The organism is Micromonospora sp. NPDC003241 (assembly GCF_053589795.1).
The window spans coordinates 1-18,992 of record NZ_JBSFSO010000075.1; the positions used below are offsets into that span (position 1 = coordinate 1).

Here is an 18,992-nt window from a genome sequence, read left to right on the forward strand (position 1 = left end):
TAGCGGCGGACGTGGCCGGTGGCGACGTCGGCCGGGCTCATCGAGCGCGCCGTGGCGAGGTCGGCGGCGCCGGCCACCGGGCCCACACCGACGCCGGCCAGGTCGCCCGGGTCGAAGCCCGCGTGGTGGGCGCGCAGCACCCCCAGTTCCTCGTCCCGGTTGGGCAGCGGCACGGTCAGCTTGAGCAGGAAGCGGTCCAGTTGGGCTTCCGGCAGCGGGTAGGTGCCCTCGTACTCCACCGGGTTCTGGGTGGCCACCACGATGAACGGGTCGGGCAGGCCACGGCGCTCGCCCTCGACGGTGACCTGCCGCTCCTCCATCACTTCGAGCAGCGCGGACTGGGTCTTCGGCGGGGTCCGGTTGATCTCGTCGGCGAGCAGCAGGTTGGTGAAGACCGGCCCTTCGCGGAAGGTGAACGCCGCGGTCCGCGAGTCGAAGACCATCGAGCCGGTGACGTCGCCGGGCATCAGGTCCGGGGTGAACTGCACCCGCCGGGCCGTCAGGTCCAGCGCGGCGGCCAGCGTGCGCACCAGCAGCGTCTTGGCCACCCCCGGTACGCCCTCCAGCAGGACGTGGCCCCGGCAGAGCAGCGCGACGACGAGGCCGGCGACGACGGCGTCCTGCCCGACGACCGCCTTGGCCACCTCGGCGCGCAACCGGTGCAGCGCGGCCCGGGCGGGGTCGGCGGCGAGCGGGTCGGCGGTGGTGGTGGCGGGTCGGGTCACCGGGGTTCTCCTTCGGATCGGGGCTGCGGTACGGGGGGTGACGGTCGTGACCCGGCCGGATCGACGCCGCCGGCCCAGGCCGCCCGATCCAGGCCGGTGGCCAGGTCCAGCAGGTCCTGGTCGGTGGTCGGCGGCGGACCGTGCAGCAGGTGGTCGACGACCTCCCGGGGGGTCCCGGTACGGGCTGCCACGGTGGCGGCGACGCCCTCGTGCCCGGTCTCCGCGGGCAGGTGCAGTCGGCGGGCCAACCGGGTCCGGGCGGCGGCCCGCAGCGTCTCGGCGGCGCTCTCGTGGGCCTGCGCCCGCTGATAGAGGCGGGCTCGTCCGTGCACCGTCTCGGCGGCGGGGACGGCCACCGGCAACGGCTCCGGCGTCGGCGGACCGAGTCGTCGGGCCCGCCAGACACCGACGAGCAGGGCGGCCAGCAGCAGTTGCAGCAGCAGCGCCCAGAACCAGGGCGGGAAGGCGGACCAGAGCGGGTTGGTCGAGTCGTCCGGCCCGGAGCGGCCGGGTCCGGACGAGTCCCGTCCGGACCGGTCACCGGGGGTGTTCTCCGCACCGTTGCCGGTGCCCACGTCCGGGTCGTTCTCGGGTTCGCCGTACCCGGAGTCGGTCCGGTCCGGTGGCGGGCTGGCCTGGCCCGGCGGCGGCTCGGGCGGCGCCGGTGCGGGGCCGTCCAGGTCGAGCCAGACCACCCGGCCGGTGCCGGCGAGCAGGCCGGTGGCGAAGGCGTGGTTGTCCCACTCGTCGATGCGGCTGTTGCGGAACGGGTCGCTGGCCCCCACCACCAGGCGCTCGCTGGGCCCCGGCACCCGGGCCAGGCCGGCGGCGAAGCAGAACTCGACGGGTTCCACGGCCCCGGTGGGCGCGTACCGCGCCCGGGTGACGGCGGCGGTGCCGACGCCGGACATCTCGGCCAGCGGGCAGGCCCGGCCGTCGTGGTGCGGCGCGACCGCCCGCGCCGCCCACCGCTGCGCGGCGGGCCGGATCGGCAGCCCGGCAGCGTCCAGCACCCGCCGGGGCGGGTCGACCAGGACCAGCCGGGTGCCGGCGGGCAGCAGGCCGAGGTCGTCGACGGTACGCGGGTGCAGCAGTTCGGGTGCCGGAACGAAGAGGGTGGCCGGTGTGCCCCGGGTGGCCCGCAGCGCCTGGACGGTCTCGGTCTCCCGCTGCACCAAAACACCGTTGCGGGCCAGGCTGGCCGCGAGCCGGCTGCCGCCGTCGTCCCCGGTGGCCACCGGGGAGAGGAATCCCCGGTCGGTCTGGTCGGGCTGGTCGAACTCGCGACTGACCAGGGTGACGGTGAGCACCAGCGCGGCGAGGACGACTGGGATCACCACCCGGTGCCGGCGGCGGGCGGTCCGGGGCGTCACCACGTGGTCTCCCTCGATGCGGCCCCTGGTCCGTCGGCCGGGCCGGGTCGGTGGGTCGGGCCGGATCCGGCGGTGGCGCCGGGTGGTCCGGTCGTGGCGGCCACGGTCGGCGGTGCCTGGTCGTCGTCGGCGAGCACGTGTCGCAACCGGTCGGCGTGTTCCCGCATCCGGTGGTCGTGCTCGACGGTGGCGTCGCGTTGGGCGTACCAGAGCTCGGAGAAGATGTCCGCTGCGGCGGTCAGCGGCGGACCGACGGGCGGGCGGTTGGTGCTGGCCGTGGTGACGACCTCGCTGACGGTCATGCCCGGCCGGATCCAGACCACCCGCCGGTCGGTGAGGTCGTGCAGCATGGCGCGCAGTCGTTCCCGGACGGCCTCGGCGTAGCGGCCGTCGGCGGAGAGCCGGTCGGCCAGGTCGGGGGCGACCGACGGCACGGCCGGGGACGGCAGACCGGCGACGGCGGGCGCGGGCACCGCAGTGACCGTCGCGGTGCGCTCCGCCCGGCTCCGGGTACGCCGACGCAGTCGGGGAATCCGCCGGGGAACCCAGCTCGGGTAGGCGTACCAGCCGACCGCGACCAGGGCCGTGACCAGCACCAGCAGCAGGGCGGCCAGCGGCAGCGGGACGTGGTCGCCGAGTGCCGCCGTGGTCTCGGTCCACCACCGGCTGACGTTCATCCGCGCACCGCCAGGGCTGCCGGTGCCGCGTCGGCCGGTTGTCGGGACAGGTGGATGTCCAGCCCTTCGGTGCGGATCCGGGTCTCCAGGTGCAGGACCGCGTCCAGGCAGGCCAGCGCGGCGTAGGCGACGGTGTTGACCGCTGCCCAGAGCAGGGCTGCGGCGACGACCAGGGCGCCCTCGCCCTCGATCAGGCCGAGCGTGGACAACCCGATGAAACTGCCCCAGCCCAGACCGACCCGCAGGATCCACCAGACCAGGTAGCCGAGGGTCCGCAGGGCGGCGCCGCGACCCTCGATCCGCACGGCGAGCGAGGCGGAGCGGGTGAGCGCACGTGGTGGCGTGACCCGGTCGAGCACGAGGGCGGGGGCGACCGCGCCGAGCAGGGCCCACCCGACGAACCATGCCGGGCCGAGCAGCGACAGGAACAGCATCGCGGCACCCACCAGCAGCGCGAGCAGCACGGTCGCGCCCCACCGGCCACCGGTGGGGCGGATCAGATGCCGGGCGGTGCGGTGGTGACCGAGCAGCGCGCCACCGGCGGCCCGGGCGGCCGGGTTGCCGAGCAGCACGACGATCATCGCCTCGGTCGCCGCCCCGAGCGCGAGCAGCAGCCAGAACCCGCCGAGATTGTTGAGGTTCGGCAGCCACCACAGTGGCGGGCCGACACCGAGGGCGGTACGCAGCGGCAGCAGGAGGAGTTGTTCGCCGACGGCGAGTACGGCGGCGAGGGGGAGCAGCGTCGAGGCGTGGTGGCGCAACAGGAGCACGGCGGAGTCGAGGAGTTCACCGACGGTGAGCGGGCGGCCGGGGAGCACGGCGGTGGGGCCTGCTTCGGGCACGCGTACTCCTGGGAGGCGTGGATGGTGGCGCGCGGCGGCGCACCCGGGGATCATGTTGACACGCGCGGTCCGCCCGGCTGCAGGCCCGGCCCGGGTGGCTTCGCGAGAGCGGTGCAACCGGCCGGTGCTGGGCACTGCGTGTCCTCCGGCAGTAGCGTGCCGGGTGACGCCGAGCCCACCGAACTGACGGGATGGAAACATTAACCCCATGAGAGCCCGGGTACTGGTGGTCGACGACGACCCTGCGCTTGCCGAGATGCTCGGCATCGTGCTGCGCAGTGAAGGCTTCATGCCGTCCTTCGTGGCGGACGGGGAACGGGCATTGGCCGCGTTCCGTGACAATCGACCCGATATCGTCCTGCTCGACCTTATGTTGCCTGGAATGAGCGGAATCGACGTGGCGCGGGCGATCCGGGCCGAATCGGGCGTACCGATCGTCATGCTCACCGCCAAGAGCGACACGGTCGACGTCGTGCTCGGCCTGGAGTCCGGGGCGGACGACTACGTGGTGAAGCCGTTCAAGCCCAAGGAGCTGGTCGCCCGGATGCGGGCCCGGCTGCGGCGGGGCGAGGACGCGGCACCGGAGATGCTCACCATCGGCCCGCCCGGCAACCAGATCTCCATCGACGTGCCGGCGCACACCGTGAGCCGCAACGGCGAGGAGGTGAAGCTGACGCCGCTGGAGTTCGACCTGCTGGTCGCGCTCGCCCGCAAGCCACGGCAGGTCTTCACCCGCGAGGTGCTGCTGGAACAGGTCTGGGGATACCGGCACGCGGCGGACACCCGGTTGGTCAACGTGCACGTCCAGCGGCTGCGTGCCAAGATCGAGCCGGATCCGGAGCGTCCGGAAATCATCCTCACCGTGCGCGGCGTGGGTTACAAGGCGGGCACCGGATAGCCTGGTCGCACTGTGACCAACTCCCCGCTACCGGATCTTGACACGACGTCCCACCGGCGAGGTGCCGCGTGGGAGTTGTGGCGTGGGCTCAGCGGCCGGGCCGCGCGGCTCCTCGCCGGGCTGCACCAGACCTGGCGGCGCTCGCTGCAGGTCCGGGTGGTGACCATCACCCTGGTGGTCTCCAGCCTGCTGGTGGGCGGGTTCGCGTTCCTCATCGCCGACAAGATCACCAACATCCTGCTGGACAACGCCAAGACCGACGTCCAGCTCCGGCTGATGAACGGCGCCGAGTACGCGGCCAAGCAGTTCAGCCTCTACGGCCAGCCGCAGGAGGCCCAGCTCCAGGAGACCATCGACGGCACGGTCAACTACCTGGCCGGCGGTGACCCCCAGCAGAACAGCGGCGTCGTGGTGGCCCTCACCGCCGACAGCTACCCCGGGGTGATCGAGCCGCGCACCTCGCCGTCGGTGAACGTCCGACCGCTGATCAGCCCCGAGCTGCGGGACGCGGTCACCGACGGCAACGTGGCCAACCAGATCGTCACCGGGCGCCTCACCAGCGACGACGACACGAAGTACCTGGTCTACGGCACACCGGTGCCGACCCAGTTCGGTCAGGTGGAGCTCTACTACTTCGTGCCACTGACCGTGCAGGACGTGACGTCCGGCCAGGCCCGGGCCACCGTGGTCGCCACCGGGGTCGCCCTGGTGCTGCTGCTCGGCGTGCTCGCCGCGCTGGTGACCCGGCTCGTGGTGCTGCCGGTGCGGGTCGCCGCCCGGACCGCCCAGCGGCTCTCCGCCGGCCTGCTCGACCAGCGGATGGCGGTCAACGGCGAGGACGACCTGGCCCTGCTCGCCGCCTCGTTCAACCAGATGGCCACCAACCTGCAACGACAGATCCTGCGGCTGGAGGAGATGTCCCGGCTGCAACGCCGGTTCACCTCGGACGTCTCACACGAGTTGCGGACCCCGCTGACCACGGTCCGGATGGCCGCCGACCTGATCTTCGCCGAGCGGGACGAGTTCGACCCGGCGGTGGCCCGCAGCGCCGAGCTGCTCCAGGCGGAGCTGGACCGGTTCGAGGAGTTGCTGACCGACCTGCTGGAGATCAGCCGGTTCGACGCCGGCTTCGCGGTGCTCGATTCCGAGCCCACCGACCTGGTGCCGGTGGTGCACCGGGTGGTGGACCGGCTCTCCGGGCTGGCCGATCGGGTCGGGGTGACGATCGAGCTGGATGTGGCCTCGGCCCCGGTGATCGCCGAGATCGACCCGCGCCGGGTCGAACGGGTGCTGCGCAACCTGGTCGGCAACGCTGTGGAGCACGGTGAGGGCCGACCGGTGCGGATCACGCTCGGGATGGACGAGACCGCCGTGGCGCTCACCGTCCGCGACCACGGCGTCGGGCTCAAGCCCGGCGAGGAGAAGCTGGTGTTCAACCGGTTCTGGCGGGCCGACCCGTCACGGGCCCGGCAGACCGGCGGCACCGGGCTGGGCCTGTCGATCAGCCTGGAGGACGCCCGGCTGCACGGCGGCTGGCTGGAGGCGTGGGGCGCGCCCGGGCAGGGCGCCCAGTTCCGACTCACCCTGCCGGCGCGGGCCGGTGACCGGCTGACCACCTCGCCGCTGCGCCTGGTGCCGGCCGACGCGACGCTGCCGTTCGGCGGTGCCCCCGCCGGGAGCCTGCTGGCCATCGGCCCGGGACCGGCCGGTGGGCTCACCGTCGCACCGGCGAGCGGCGGGACCCCACCCGTGCCCGAGCAGCGCGCGGAGGTGGGGTCGTGAGGCGTCGGGTGGTCGGTGGCGTGTTCGGCGTCGCCCTGGCGCTGACCCTCACCGCGGGTTGCGGCATCCCGGATCACTCCGAGGTGCAGGTCGAGCAGCGCGGGCCGGCGGCCGAGGCGAGCTGGTCGCTGGGACGGGGCACCGAGCCGCCGACCCGGACGGCCAGCGGGAGCGACGCCGAGGCGTTCGTCCGCAACTTCCTGGCCGCCGCCGCGGGCGAGCCGGACCGGGCGTACGAGCGGGTCAAGCAGTTCATCGCGGCGGCCGACAAGCCCAGCCTCCAGGAGCGGCAGGGCAGCGAGGTGGCGCTGTCGGTGGTCCGCCTGACCGACGACCCGGTGATCGAGCCGGACGTCGACAGCATGAAGGTCACCATCACCGTGCAGCAGGTCGGCCTGCTGCGGGCCAACGGCATGCTGGTGCCGCCGCTCGCCACCGAGTCGACCTACGAGTTCCGGCTGATCAGCGCCGGTCCGGCGGGTCAGGACGACGCCGGCTTCTATGTCAGCGACCCGCCCAACGTGCTGCTGCTCAGCGACGAGGCGCTGCGCCGCTACTACCAGGCGCAGTCGATCTACTTCTGGAACTCCGACCGCACCCGGCTGGTGCCCGACCAGCGGTACCTCTCCTCGGTCGTGCCCGCCGAACGCCGGGTCAGCGAGGTGGTCCGCTGGTTGACCGCTGGCCCCTCGGAATGGCTGCGGGCCGGTGCCTCCGGCCTGCCCGACCGGACCGAGATGATCAACAACGCCACCGGCGCGGACGGCCGGTGGGAGGTCAACCTGGACATGCCCGGTGCCGACGACGGGCGTCTGGAGCAGCTCGCCACCCAACTGGCCTGGTCTCTGCCGGAGCTGGAGGGCACCGTCGAGATCAAGATCCTGAACCAGTCCCGCAAGGTGGTCGACCTGGGTGGTCAGCGGTCGTCGAACGCGCTGTACACGCTCGACGGCACCGCCCGGTACTGCGTCTACGACGGCGCGATCCACGGACTTGCCGTCACCAGCGAACCGAACCGGCCGGTCCCGGTGGCCGCCGAGGCGAACCGCGACATCGTCTCCGCCGGGCTGCGTCGGGCCGGTCCCGACGTGCTGGCCGCGCTGGTCGTGACCGGCGGGGACGGCCGGCAGCGGCTGAGTGTCGGGCGGGGCCGGGACGTGGTGGAGAACTTCGTGACCGAGCCGGCCCGTGGGCACACCGCGATCAGCCGGCCGGTGTGGCTCCGCAGCGACCACGGCCGCCCGTACGGGCTGGTGGTCGCCGACGGCCGGCTCTACCGCTTCGACGACCAGGCCGCGCTGCGGCCGGTGCAACTGGGCCTGCCGGGTCGGGTCAGCGGGGTCGCCGCGGCACTGGACGGGCACCGGGTCGCCCTGATCGTCGACGGTGCCCTGTACGTGGCGGCGATCAGCTGGGAGGGCGGCGTACCCACGGTCGGCCCGGCGCGGCGTCTGGTCACCACGTTGACCCGGCCGACGGCGGTCGACTGGGGCGCGGAGAACCGGCTGCTGGTGGCCGGCTCGGCGGGTCGACCGGCGATCTACGACGTCAGCGTGGACGGCGCCCTGGAGACCCCGCTGCGGGAGGACGCCGGTGCCGAGGTGAGCCACCTGGCCGCGTACCCGACGATGCCGCTCTCCCCGTACGCGGGCTCGTTCATGTACGAGGCCAACGGCGTCGCGTACCGCAGCAACCCGTTCGAGCGGATCGTGCGGGACCAGGTGCAGGACGTCACGCCGCCGCCCGCCGGGGTACGTCCGGGCAACCCCACCGCGCCCTTCTTCCTCTACTAGGCGGCGCCGTGCTGGGCGGGCTCTGGGCGGACCTGACCGACCTGGTGCTGCCCGCCGACTGCGCCGGATGCCGGGAACGCCGGTCGGGACTGCGTCACGGGGTGTGTCCGGAGTGCGTGGCCATGCTCGGGGCGCTGCGCCCCGGGCCGGTGCGGCCGGTGCCCGCCCCACCCGGGCTGCCACCCTGTCACGCCCTGGGCCCCTACGGCGGGCCGTTGCGGGAGACCCTGCTGGCGTACAAGGACCACGGTCGGCACGGCCTGGCCCGACCGCTCGGTGCCCTGCTCGCCGAGGTCGTGGCGGCGGCGGTCGGTCCGGTGCGCCCGGTGCTGCTGGTGCCGGTGCCGGACACCCCGGCGGCGGCCCGGGCCCGGTACGGCGACCACCTCGGCCGGTTGACCCGCCACTGTGCCCACCGGCTACGCGAGGCGGGCTGGCCGGTGCGGGTCCGCCGGGCGGTGCGCGCCACGCCGCGTCCGGACTCGGTCACGCTGGACAGTGCCGGTCGGGCCGCCGCCGCGGCGGCGGCGTTCCGGGCGCGCCCCGATCTCGGGCCGCTGCCGGACGGGGCGAGCGTCGTGTTGCTGGACGACATCGTCACCACCGGGGCCACCCTGGCGGCGATCAGTCGGGTGCTGGCCGTGCACGGGTGGTCGCCGTCGGTGGCGACGGTGCTCGCGGCGACCGAGCGAAGGCGCCAACCGTAACCGATTGTGTTTCCGTTTCACCCCTTCGTGTATGAGCTGTGGAAATCACCCGGTGGTCTTGGCGACGGGGGGTGACGGCCGGGCGAACAGGAGTTAGCGTTTGGCTGTCGGGGGTAGGAAGGCGATTCCACCCACCCCCGGCGGTGAGAGGAGGCGTAGCCGTATTGACCGGTCGACGCCGAACGGGGTCGTCCCCACCACGCGCGACCGGGCTGCTCGGATCGAAGACCATCCGATCGAGGGAGGTCACGTGGACATCGTGGTCAAGGGCCGTAACGTCGAAGTGCCGGATCACTACCGGGTACACGTAGCAGACAAGCTCACGAAGATCGAACGCTACGACCACAAACTTATTCGTGTCGATGTGGAGCTGTTCCACGAGCGCAATCCGCGCCAGGCCGATCACTGCCAGCGGGTGGAGATCACCTGCTACTCCCGGGGCCCGGTGATCCGGGCGGAGGCCTGCACCGACGACTTCTACAGCGCGCTCGACGCGGCCATCGCCAAGCTCGACGCCCGGCTGCGCCGCGCCGCCGACCGGCGCCGCGTACACCGTGGCCGGCACACGCCGATCTCGGTCGCCGCCGCCACCGCCGGCCTGCCGGTGACCGACCTGCCCGCGCTCGCCGCGCCTGCGGAGTCCGGCACCGCCACCGCCGTGGCCGAGCGGCCGGAGCAGGAGTACGACGAGGACCAGCCCTGGCACATCGCCCGGGAGAAGGTCCACCCCGCCGAGCCGATGACCGTCGACGACGCCCTCTTCCAGATGGAACTGGTCGGTCACGACTTCTACCTGTTCCACGACAAGGAGTCCGGCCGGCCGAGCGTGGTCTACCGACGGCACGCCTACGACTACGGCATCATCTCGCTGGACATCTGAGCGGCCCACCGCCGTCTCCGGGTCGGGGAGCGCCCGATCCGGAGGCGGTGCGGCAGGTCCAGTCGGCGCGACCGGTCCGGAGGCGGCGCGTCCGGTCCCACCCGAGCGGTCAGTGCCTCGGGTCGGTGCGGAGCAGCCCGTACACCGTGGAGTCGGCCCGGGCACCCTCCGCGCCGAGCAGCCGCCCGCGCAGCAGGCCCTCCCGCCGGAAGCCGACCTTCTCCAGGACCCGCTGTGAGGCGAGGTTCTCCGGAAGCGTGCCCGCCCAGATCCGCGCCAGCCCGACGTGGTCGAACCCCCACCGGGTGAGCAGCCGAACGGCCCGGGTCGCGTATCCGCGCCGGTACCACGCGGGCAGCAGGCTGTAGCCGATCATCGCCTGGCTCGCGGGCGGCTCGTGGATCAGCGAGCACCCGCCGAGGAACGCGTCGCTGGCCGCGTCCCGGACGACCAGGGCGGCGGACCGGCCGACCAGCCACTGGCTCTGCGCGCCGGCACACCTGCGGTCGACGTCGTCCCGAGCGGGCGGCTCGGGCGGCACCATGCTGGCCACCACCTCGGGCGTGCTCTGTAGGCGGTACATGTCGTCCGCGTCGTCGAGGTCGAGCGGGCGCAGCACGACCACCCCGTCGGTGAGCCGGCCGTCGGGCAGGTCCGGCAACGGACGCGGGGACGGTCCGGGCGGATCGTCGGCGAGGCGTACCCAGACCGTCAGGTCCCGTCGGCCGCCACCGCGCACCGGCCCGCTGGAGCGGCGTATCCCTTCGGGTTGGAAGCCGGCGGCCAGCGCGACCCGCTGGCTAGCCGTGTTCTCGACGTGGGTGAGCAGCTCCAGCCGGGCGGTGCCGGTGGCGAAGGCCCGCTGCGCCAGGGCCCGGGTGGCGGCGGTGGCGACGCCCCGGCCGCGCGCCCACGGCGCCACCCAGTATCCGATCTCGGCCTGGCCGCGCAGCGGCACCGGGTTGCTCAGCCCGACCGCGCCGAGCAACCGGTCACTGCCCGGGTCCGCGATGGCGTAGGCGGAGCCGCCGGCGGCGAACCTGGCCGGCGCGCCCTCGCTGACCCACCACCGGGCGTCGGCCTCGGTGTACGGGTCGGGCAGGGCATCCAGGTACCGCTGGACCAATGGGTCGGCGCAGCTGGCGGCGACGTCGGTGACGTCGGCGGCGTGGAAGGGGCGCAACCGCACCCCGTCCTCGGCGATCTCCACGGGCTCCATCCGAGACATCGTGCCGGATCGTTCGCCCACGGCGTAACCCGATGACCGAGCGGCGGACGGCCCGCAGGTGTGTTATGTCGGTTTCGCGGCGGCCGACCACCGCCACCAGTGACCATCGGCCCGATGGAACGCCTACGATGGTTCGAGACTGTCTAGGGGAGAGTTGATCCGTGTCGATTCTGGAAAAGGTCCTCCGCGCGGGCGAGGGGCGCATGGTGCGCCGCCTCAAGGCGATCGCCGCCGCCGTCAACTCGATCGAGGACGACTACGTCAACCTCACCGACGAAGAGCTGAGCGGCATGACCGAGCAGTTCAGGGAACGGCTCGCCGAGGGCGAGACCCTGGACGACCTGCTGCCCGAGGCCTTCGCCGTCTGCCGGGAGGCGGCGGCGCGCGTGCTCGGCCAGCGGCCGTACGACGTGCAGGTGATGGGTGGCGCGGCGCTGCACTTCGGCAACATCGCCGAGATGAAGACCGGTGAGGGCAAGACCCTGACCTCGGTGATGCCGGTCTATCTCAACGCGCTGTCCGGCGAGGGCGTGCACGTGGTCACGGTGAACGACTACCTGGCCCAGCGTGACGCCGCCTGGATGGGCCGGGTGCACGAGTTCCTCGGCCTCAGCGTCGGTGTGGTGCTGCCGAACCGTCCGGCCACCGAGCACCGCGCGGCCTACGAGTGCGACATCACCTACGGCACGAACAACGAGTTCGGCTTCGACTACCTGCGCGACAACATGGCGTGGTCGAAGGACGAGCTGGTCCAGCGCGGCCACAACTTCGCCGTGGTCGACGAGGTCGACTCCATCCTGATCGACGAGGCCCGGACCCCGCTGATCATCTCCGGCCCGGCCGAGCACTCCGCCCGCTGGTACGGCGAGTTCGCCGCCGTGGTGGCCCGCCTCCAGGTGGGCAAGGACGGCGAGGGTGACTACGAGGTCGACTTCTCCAAGCGCACCATCGCGGTCACCGAGCGCGGTGTGGCCAAGGTCGAGGACCGGCTCGGCATCGACAACCTCTACGAGTCGGTGAACACCCCGCTGGTCGGTTACCTGAACAACGCCATCAAGGCCAAGGAGCTCTACAAGCGCGACAAGGACTACATCGTCAGCGACGGCGAGGTCCTGATCGTCGACGAGTTCACCGGCCGCATCCTGCACGGCCGTCGCTACAACGAGGGCATGCACCAGGCGATCGAGGCCAAGGAGGGGGTGGAGATCAAGCAGGAGAACCAGACCCTGGCCACCATCACCCTCCAGAACTACTTCCGCCTCTACGACAAGCTCTCCGGCATGACCGGTACGGCGCAGACCGAGGCGGGCGAGTTCAACAAGGTCTACAAGGTCGGCGTGGTGACCATCCCGACTCACCGGCCGATGGTCCGGGAGGACCGCGCCGACGTCATCTACAAGACCGAGAAGGCCAAGTTCAACGCGGTCATCGAGGACATCGCCGAGCGGCACCAGGCCGGGCAGCCGGTGCTGGTCGGCACCGTCTCGGTGGAGAACTCCGAGATCCTGTCCCAGTTGCTGCGCCGCCGGGGCATCCCGCACTCGGTGCTCAACGCGAAGTTCCACGCCCGCGAGGCGGAGATCGTCGCCCAGGCCGGTCGTAAGGGTGCGGTCACGGTCGCCACCAACATGGCCGGTCGAGGCACGGACATCCTGCTCGGCGGCAACCCCGAGTTCCTCGCCGCGAGCGAGCTGCGCCAGCGCGGCCTCGACCCGATGGAGAACGCCGAGGAGTACGACAAGGCGCTCGAAGAGGTCACGCCGAAGTGGAAGCAGGCCTGTGACGCGGAGGCCGAGGAGGTCGCCGCAGCCGGTGGGCTCTACGTGCTGGGTACCGAGCGGCACGAGTCCCGCCGGATCGACAACCAGCTGCGTGGTCGTTCCGGCCGGCAGGGCGACCCGGGTGAGTCGCGGTTCTATCTCTCCCTCCAGGACGACCTGATGAAGCGGTTCCGCTCCGGCGCGGTCGAGGCGGTGATGGAGCGCTTCAACATCCCGGAGGACGTGCCCATCGAGTCGAAGATGGTCACCCGCCAGATCAAGGGCGCGCAGGCCCAGATCGAGGGCCAGAACGCCGAGATCCGTAAGAACGTCCTCAAGTACGACGAGGTCATGAACAAGCAGCGCCAGGTGATCTACGCCGAGCGGCTGCGCGTACTCAACGGCGAGGACCTCTCCGACCAGGTCCGCAACATGATCAACAGCGTGGTCGAGGAGTACGTGCGGGGGGCCACCTCCGACGGGTACGCCGAGGACTGGGACCTGGACCAGCTCTGGACCAACCTCAAGCAGCTCTACCCGGTCGGCATCACCATCGAGGACATCGAGGAGGAGGCCGGCGGCTCGCGCGCCAGCATCGACGCCGACTTCCTGGTCGCCCAGTTCAGGGACGACGCGAACGCCGCGTACGACCGGCGTGAGGAGCAGCTCGGCGCCGAGGGCACCCGGCAGCTTGAGCGGATGGTGCTGCTCCAGGTCATCGACCGCAAGTGGCGTGAGCACCTCTACGAGATGGACTACCTCCAGGAGGGCATCTCGCTGCGCGCCTACGCCCAGCGTGACCCGGTGGTGGAGTACCAGCGCGAGGGCTTCGCCATGTTCACCACCATGATGGAAGGCATCAAGGAGGAGACGGTCGGTTTCCTCTACAACCTGGACGTCCAGGTCAACGAGCCGGAGCCGGAGGCCGAGGAGGTCCAGCTGTTGGACAAGCCGGTGGAGGTCCGGGCCAAGGGCCTGGGTCGGGCACCGCAGCAGCAGGGCCTGCAGTACTCCGCGCCGACCATCGACGGGGAGGCCGGGTCCGGTGCGGTCGCCGTGCAGCGCGACGACCAGCGTGCCCCCGCCCTCGGCATCGGTGGCCCGGAGCCGGCGGCTCCGGCGGCGCCGGGTCGGACGGCTCCCTCGGCACCGCAGCGCTCGGCCACCAACCGGGGCGCCGGTGTGGCCGCCAGCACGGCCCGCCAGTCGGCGCCGACCGGGCAGGTGAGCGCCGGCAACGGGCCGTCCCGCAACGCGCCGTGCCCCTGCGGCTCGGGCCGTAAGTACAAGCGCTGCCACGGCGCCCCCGGGGGCGGCTCGGCGGACTGACGCCGCAGTCGGCGGGCCTACCGGCCCCGCCACGACGGGTTCTCGACGGAGCCGTGGTCCTGGTGGCCACGGCTCCGTCGCGTCCGGGGCGGTGGTCCTGGTCGCCACGGCTCCGTCGCGTCTTTCGAGCGGTTGTGCTCCGACCGGGGGCGCTCAGAGGACGCGGAGGTCGGTGCAGAGCCAGGTGCCGCGCCGGTGTTCCAGGCGGAGCGCCATCGCCCAGGTGCGGCCGGCGGCCCCGGTGAGCACCACGGCGACCTCGATGGCGGCCGGACGCGGCTCGCAGACACGTAGCCGACGCAGCCGGAGACCGGGGCGGGTGGACCGGCGGCGGGCCGGGGCCGGGGCGCCTCGGGCGGCGGCCCTGGCCAACTCGGGCAGCAGGTGGGCGGCGCGGGCCGGATCGAGGTGACGCCGCAACTGCACCGGTGGCCGGAAGCCGTTGAACACCTCCAGGCAGGTCGCCACGAAGCGGTGTGCCACCTGGGTGGCCGCCGGTGTGGCGGTGACCAGTGCGTCGGGCGGCAGTCGTCGGGACCGGTCGGCCCCCGGCCCGGACGGTGCCGGATGGGTGTGCGGCCCGGGTTCGCCGACCCGGGACACGGTGCCGAGGACGGGGCGTCGGGTGGGCGGCCGGTCGGGTTCGCGCCGGACGGACCACGGCGCGGCATCGGCGAAGAGGTCGAGAGCGAGCTGGCCGTGCACCGGGACGGGCCAGCCGGTGGCGTCCTCGTCCAGGAACGGCGGGTCGAACGCGGGGGCGGGCCGTAGCCGCACGGGAGGGCGGGACGGCCCGGGTCGCCGGAGGTCGGTCATCGCACTGCGCCTCGCCTCGGGGATGTCAGCGGTCGTTGGTTGCGTTTGCCTTCGTTTGCCTTCGACAGCTTCCATCTTCGGACATGGATCAGGGTCGGTCAATGGCGCGGCGGGATCGGGTGACTACTCGGGGTCGCGGTCGGTGAGCGGGTTGCCCCGGATCCACTCGGCGGTCTCCGCGTACTTGCGCTGGATGTACTCCTCCAGCCGGGCGCGCTCGACGCGCCACTGGCCCCGGCCGCCGATCTTGATCGCGGGTAGCTCGCCGCTGCGTACCATGTGGTAGACCTGCGAGTCCGACACGTTCAGCTCGGTGGCCACGTCGGACAGGAGCAGGAACCTCGGCTCCACGGAGACTCCCCGGGTTGGCGTCGTTTGCCTCAGTTTGCCATTGTCTACCTGGTCCAGCCCAGCCGCTGCGCCGTGCGTCGGCGCGGCGACTCGGACACACCCGACCCGGCGCGAAACTTCCACCGGAGCGGGTCCGGGGTGTATGACGGTCAGGGCGTACGGCGAGACCGGCGGGGGCCGGTTCACGAGAGCGGGGGAGACCACCGGTGACCGACGAGCTAGTGCGGGTCTACGTGCCGGCGACCGTACCGATGCTGGCCAGGCTCTCCGAGGACGGCCTCGGGGCGGCGCAGGCGCACGCGGTGACGCCGATGCTGCGCGAGTGGTACGCCGAGGGCGACGAGGAGGAGTTGGAGTACGTCGCCTTCACCCGGGCCGCCCAGGACGCCCTGCAACTGATCCGTCACGACCCCGCCGCCCCGCGTCGCCGGGTGGTGGTCTCGGCGGACCTGCCCGCACGGGCGGTCGGGCGCGGTGACGGCGAACTCGGGTCCAGCGTGGTCGAGGTGGGTGGCGTGGTGCCGGCCGCCGCCGTGGCGGCCATCCACGTGGACGGCGCGGACGCCGCCACGGACGTCGCCGCCGCCGCGCAGGTGGTGGCGGAGGCGCTGGCCGGCGACCCGGACGCGCAGTTCACCGTCGACAGCGCCGAGGACCACGAACTCGAGTGGTACGACCCGAGCGAACTGGACGTGCTGCTGCGCGCGACCGCCGACGAGAGCTGAGCCGGCGGGGGCCTCAGCGGCCGGCGGTGGTCGTACCGTCGGCGGCGGTGGCTTCGGTGCCGCTCTCCGACTCGTCGTCGTCCGAGGCCGGGCCGAGCGTGCGGCCGAACGCGATCAGCGCGGTCAGCGCGCCGACGAACAGCACCCAGATGCCGTTGTCCACCCGGGAGGTGCCGAGCGAGGTCTGCGCCACCGCGTCCGCCTCGCTCAGCGCGGCGGCCAGGTCGATCAGCGAACGCCCGCCGATGCGGATGATCACCTCGGCGAGCAGCAGCAGGAGCCCGGGGCCGGCCCCGGCGACGAGGTACGCCGGCCAGCGCGGCCCGGTGATCGCCTGGTCGACCCGGGCGGCCCGCCGCCGGGCCCAGGCGAGATAGCCGAAGGCCAGGGCGCCGGCGATCAGCCCGGCGAGCAGCGATTCGGTCCGGGAGACCCAGGCGGCCGCGTCGATCAGCGACTGTTGGCTGTCGCCCGCGCCGAACAGGTGGAACAGTGGGTCCCGGGCCGCGCTGAAGGCCACCACGAACAGCAGCGTGCCGAGCGTGGCGGAGGCGACCGCGCCGACGACCGCGCCGTTGCGCGCACCCGCCAGCGCGCCACCGATGACCGCCGCTGCGGCCGTGGTGCTCGCGATCGTGCGGGTGGTGGTGTTGCCGACGTAGGTCAGGTCGATCACGAGTGCGGCGGCGATCCCGACCAGCAGGCCGGCCCCGACCGCCACCGCGAATCGCAGGGTCACCCGGTCCCGGTGGCGGGTCACCGGCTCGGCGGCGGCCAGCCCGACCGCGGCACCGGCCACCAGGGCGGCCGAGATCACCCCGGGCAGCGCGAACGCCGACAGGCTGACCGCGGTGACACCGGCGGTGGCCGAACTGATCGCCTCCCGGGTGGACCAGAGCATGGCGGCCAGCCAGCCCATCGCCAGCAGCGCCAGCACCGGGGAGCCCGGGGCGAGCAGGGGCCGACCGGCGAGGGCGCCGGTGGCCGCCGGGTCGCCGGTCTCGGCCCGATCGGGCTGCGCAGCGGTCGAACCGCCGGGCTGGTCGCTCATCGTCTCCCCTTCACCGCCGGGCCCGACGACCTGGCCCGGGTACGTCACCGGCAACCCAGCGTACGCGTCCCGCCCGGATGCCGGCCCGAACCCCGAGCGCCGCCCATGCCGCCTGTCTTTCTTCGGCCGTACGCCCCGTCCGGGTACGAATCCATGCCGGGAGAGTGAAGGTGCCTCGTGATCAATGGTCATCCGGCGGTCGGGATGTGATCGACGGGCGGTGGGCGTGGGAGGATTGGTCGAGGTCCCGCCACCGTGGGACGGTTTCGTCACCGCGTCCCGCCATCGCGGGACGGGTTCGCCATCGCCGTCGAGATCGCCAGGAGCCCTGATGGACGCCGTGTTCTCCGTACCCGAGCCACACAACGAGCCGGTACGCGCCTACGAGCCGGGCAGCACCGACCGGGAACGGCTCCAGCGACGGCTCACCGAACTGGCCGCCGAGCGGATCGACCTGCCGATGACCATCGCGGGCACGCAGCGGATGGCCGGCGGCGAGGCGATCGACGTGGTGCAGCCGCACCGGCACGCGCACGTGCTCGGGGTGACCGGGCACGCCACCCGGGACGACGCGCGGGCCGCCGTGACGGCGGCCAAGGAGGCCGCGCCCGGCTGGCGCGCCCTGCCCTTCGAGGAGCGCGCGGCGGTCTTCCTCCGCGCCGCCGAGCTGCTCTCCGGTCCGTGGCGCGACACGCTCAACGCGGCCACCATGCTCGGGCAGTCGAAGACCGCCGTGCAGGCCGAGATCGACGCCGCCTGCGAGTTCATCGACTTCCTGCGGTTCAACGTGCACTTCGCCCGCAAGCTGCTCGCCGAGCAGCCGATGTCCTCACCCGGGGTGTGGAACCGCTTCGACCACCGGCCGTTGGAGGGCTTCGTCTACGCGGTCACCCCGTTCAACTTCACCGCGATCGCCGGGAACCTGCCCTCGGCGCCGGCCCTGCTCGGCAACACGGTGGTCTGGAAGCCGGGCCCGACGCAGCAGTTCGCGGCGCACTTCACCATGCGGCTCTTCGAGGCGGCCGGGCTGCCGCCCGGGGTGATCAACATGGTCACCGGTCGGGGCGAGGAGGTCTCCGACGTGGTGCTGGCCGACCCCGACCTGGCCGGCATCCACTTCACCGGCTCCACGAAGGTGTTCCAGCACCTGTGGCGCACGGTCGGGGAGAACATCGCCACCTACCGCGGCTATCCGAGGCTGGTCGGTGAGACCGGCGGCAAGGACTTCGTGGTGGCGCACCCCAGCGCCGACGTCGACGCCCTGCACACCGCGCTGATCCGGGGCGCCTTCGAGTACCAGGGCCAGAAGTGCTCGGCCGCCTCCCGGGCGTACGTGCCGCAGTCGATCTGGGAGGGTGGCCTGCGCGACCGGCTGGCCGCCACCGCGGACGGGCTAGCCTACGGCGACGTCACCGACTTCCGTAACTTTGGCGGCGCGGTCATCGACGACAAGGCGTTCGCCCGGCACACCGCCGCGCTGGAGCTGATCTCCGGCGACGACAGCTGCCGGGTCGTCGCGGGCGGCACCGCCGACGACTCGGTCGGCTGGTTCGTCCGCCCGACGATCTTCGAGTGCGGCGATCCCGCCCACGAGACCTTCACCACCGAGTACTTCGGCCCGATCCTCGGCGTGCACGTCTTCGACGACGCCCGCTTCGACGACGTGGTCACCCAGGCCGAGTCGATCGCCCCGTACGCCCTGACCGGGGCGGTCTTCGCCACCGACCGCCGGGTGGTCGAGGCGGTGGCCGAGCGGATGCGGTACGCGGCCGGCAACTTCTATGTCAACGACAAGCCGACCGGTGCGGTGGTCGGGCAGCAGCCCTTCGGCGGCGCCCGGGCCAGCGGCACCAACGACAAGGCGGGCTCCTGGCACAACCTGGTCCGCTGGATGTCGCCCCGGACGATCAAGGAGACCTTCGTCCCGCCGACCGACCACACCTACCCCCACATGGGCTGAGACATGTAAGCCATCGCGTCGACCAGCGGGTCGTCGGCGTTGAGCACCGCCAGGCCGTCGGCCGGCAGCGCCTCCACCAGCTCGCCCTTGGCGAC

General features: G+C 72.7%; 16 protein-coding genes. 8 read left to right on the top strand and 8 right to left on the bottom strand.

Annotated features, from left to right (window positions below):
• From ACWDVW_RS31665 to ACWDVW_RS31680, 4 genes are all read right to left on the bottom strand, one after another.
• Nucleotides 1-725, bottom strand: a 725-nt coding sequence (locus ACWDVW_RS31665) for an AAA family ATPase (RefSeq protein WP_449956393.1), incomplete at its 3' end; no start/stop codon positions are given.
• Nucleotides 722-2,101 carry a DUF4350 domain-containing protein gene (locus ACWDVW_RS31670; RefSeq protein WP_449956395.1) on the bottom strand — a complete coding sequence of 460 codons (1,380 nt, stop codon included), beginning with the start codon at nucleotides 2,099-2,101 and terminating at the stop codon, nucleotides 722-724. The genes ACWDVW_RS31665 and ACWDVW_RS31670, both read right to left, overlap by 4 nt.
• Entirely contained in the window at nucleotides 2,095-2,775 is a 681-nt protein-coding gene (locus ACWDVW_RS31675; RefSeq protein WP_449956397.1) for a DUF4129 domain-containing protein, read from the bottom strand. The genes ACWDVW_RS31670 and ACWDVW_RS31675 overlap by 7 nt, the downstream gene beginning before the upstream one ends.
• Nucleotides 2,772-3,617 carry a hypothetical protein gene (locus ACWDVW_RS31680; protein ID WP_449956400.1) on the bottom strand — a complete coding sequence of 282 codons (846 nt, stop codon included), beginning with the start codon at nucleotides 3,615-3,617 and terminating at the stop codon, nucleotides 2,772-2,774. The genes ACWDVW_RS31675 and ACWDVW_RS31680 overlap by 4 nt, the downstream gene beginning before the upstream one ends.
• A gap of 208 nt (nucleotides 3,618-3,825) precedes the next feature.
• On the opposite strand from ACWDVW_RS31680, the gene mtrA reads away from it, so the two are divergent.
• The 5 genes from mtrA (at nucleotide 3,826) to hpf (ending at nucleotide 9,677) form a co-directional block, all read left to right on the top strand.
• Nucleotides 3,826-4,515: an MtrAB system response regulator MtrA gene (gene mtrA, locus ACWDVW_RS31685; protein WP_111245291.1), complete on the top strand. Its 690-nt coding sequence runs from the start codon at nucleotides 3,826-3,828 to the stop codon at nucleotides 4,513-4,515.
• Between the two features lie 12 nt (nucleotides 4,516-4,527).
• A complete protein-coding gene (mtrB, locus tag ACWDVW_RS31690; protein ID WP_449956405.1) occupies nucleotides 4,528-6,297 on the top strand; it encodes an MtrAB system histidine kinase MtrB in 1,770 nt (589 codons plus the stop codon).
• Complete coding sequence (locus ACWDVW_RS31695; protein WP_449956408.1) at nucleotides 6,294-8,090, top strand: LpqB family beta-propeller domain-containing protein; 1,797 nt, start codon at nucleotides 6,294-6,296, stop codon at nucleotides 8,088-8,090. The genes mtrB and ACWDVW_RS31695 overlap by 4 nt, the downstream gene beginning before the upstream one ends.
• 44 nt (nucleotides 8,091-8,134) lie before the next feature.
• Nucleotides 8,135-8,797: a ComF family protein gene (locus ACWDVW_RS31700; protein WP_449956432.1), complete on the top strand. Its 663-nt coding sequence runs from the start codon at nucleotides 8,135-8,137 to the stop codon at nucleotides 8,795-8,797.
• Between the two features lie 250 nt (nucleotides 8,798-9,047).
• Nucleotides 9,048-9,677, top strand: coding sequence for a ribosome hibernation-promoting factor, HPF/YfiA family (gene hpf, locus ACWDVW_RS31705; RefSeq protein WP_449956411.1), 630 nt, complete (start codon nucleotides 9,048-9,050; stop codon nucleotides 9,675-9,677).
• A gap of 109 nt (nucleotides 9,678-9,786) precedes the next feature.
• Here hpf and ACWDVW_RS31710 read toward each other — a convergent pair whose 3' ends face one another.
• Entirely contained in the window at nucleotides 9,787-10,896 is a 1,110-nt protein-coding gene (locus ACWDVW_RS31710) for a GNAT family N-acetyltransferase (RefSeq protein ID WP_449956414.1), read from the bottom strand.
• Nucleotides 10,897-11,066: 170 nt separating this feature from the next.
• On the opposite strand from ACWDVW_RS31710, the gene secA reads away from it, so the two are divergent.
• Nucleotides 11,067-13,994, top strand: a complete 2,928-nt coding sequence (gene secA / locus ACWDVW_RS31715) for a preprotein translocase subunit SecA (protein ID WP_449956417.1) — start codon at nucleotides 11,067-11,069, stop codon at nucleotides 13,992-13,994.
• Between the two features lie 153 nt (nucleotides 13,995-14,147).
• Here secA and ACWDVW_RS31720 read toward each other — a convergent pair whose 3' ends face one another.
• Nucleotides 14,148-14,810 carry an Rv3235 family protein gene (locus tag ACWDVW_RS31720; protein WP_449956420.1) on the bottom strand — a complete coding sequence of 221 codons (663 nt, stop codon included), beginning with the start codon at nucleotides 14,808-14,810 and terminating at the stop codon, nucleotides 14,148-14,150.
• Nucleotides 14,811-14,933: 123 nt separating this feature from the next.
• Nucleotides 14,934-15,161: a helix-turn-helix domain-containing protein gene (locus ACWDVW_RS31725; RefSeq protein WP_396740449.1), complete on the bottom strand. Its 228-nt coding sequence runs from the start codon at nucleotides 15,159-15,161 to the stop codon at nucleotides 14,934-14,936.
• Nucleotides 15,162-15,367: 206 nt separating this feature from the next.
• Here ACWDVW_RS31725 and ACWDVW_RS31730 point away from each other — a divergent pair, with 206 nt between their 5' ends.
• On the top strand, nucleotides 15,368-15,886 hold the full coding sequence (locus ACWDVW_RS31730; RefSeq protein WP_449956423.1) for a DUF6912 family protein: 519 nt from the start codon (nucleotides 15,368-15,370) through the stop codon (nucleotides 15,884-15,886).
• 13 nt (nucleotides 15,887-15,899) lie between these two features.
• On the opposite strand, the gene ACWDVW_RS31735 is transcribed toward ACWDVW_RS31730, so the two are convergent.
• On the bottom strand, nucleotides 15,900-16,937 hold the full coding sequence (locus ACWDVW_RS31735; RefSeq protein WP_449956426.1) for a hypothetical protein: 1,038 nt from the start codon (nucleotides 16,935-16,937) through the stop codon (nucleotides 15,900-15,902).
• A gap of 331 nt (nucleotides 16,938-17,268) precedes the next feature.
• On the opposite strand from ACWDVW_RS31735, the gene pruA reads away from it, so the two are divergent.
• Entirely contained in the window at nucleotides 17,269-18,897 is a 1,629-nt protein-coding gene (gene pruA / locus ACWDVW_RS31740) for an L-glutamate gamma-semialdehyde dehydrogenase (protein ID WP_449956429.1), read from the top strand.
• Nucleotides 18,898-18,992: the final 95 nt, after the last annotated feature.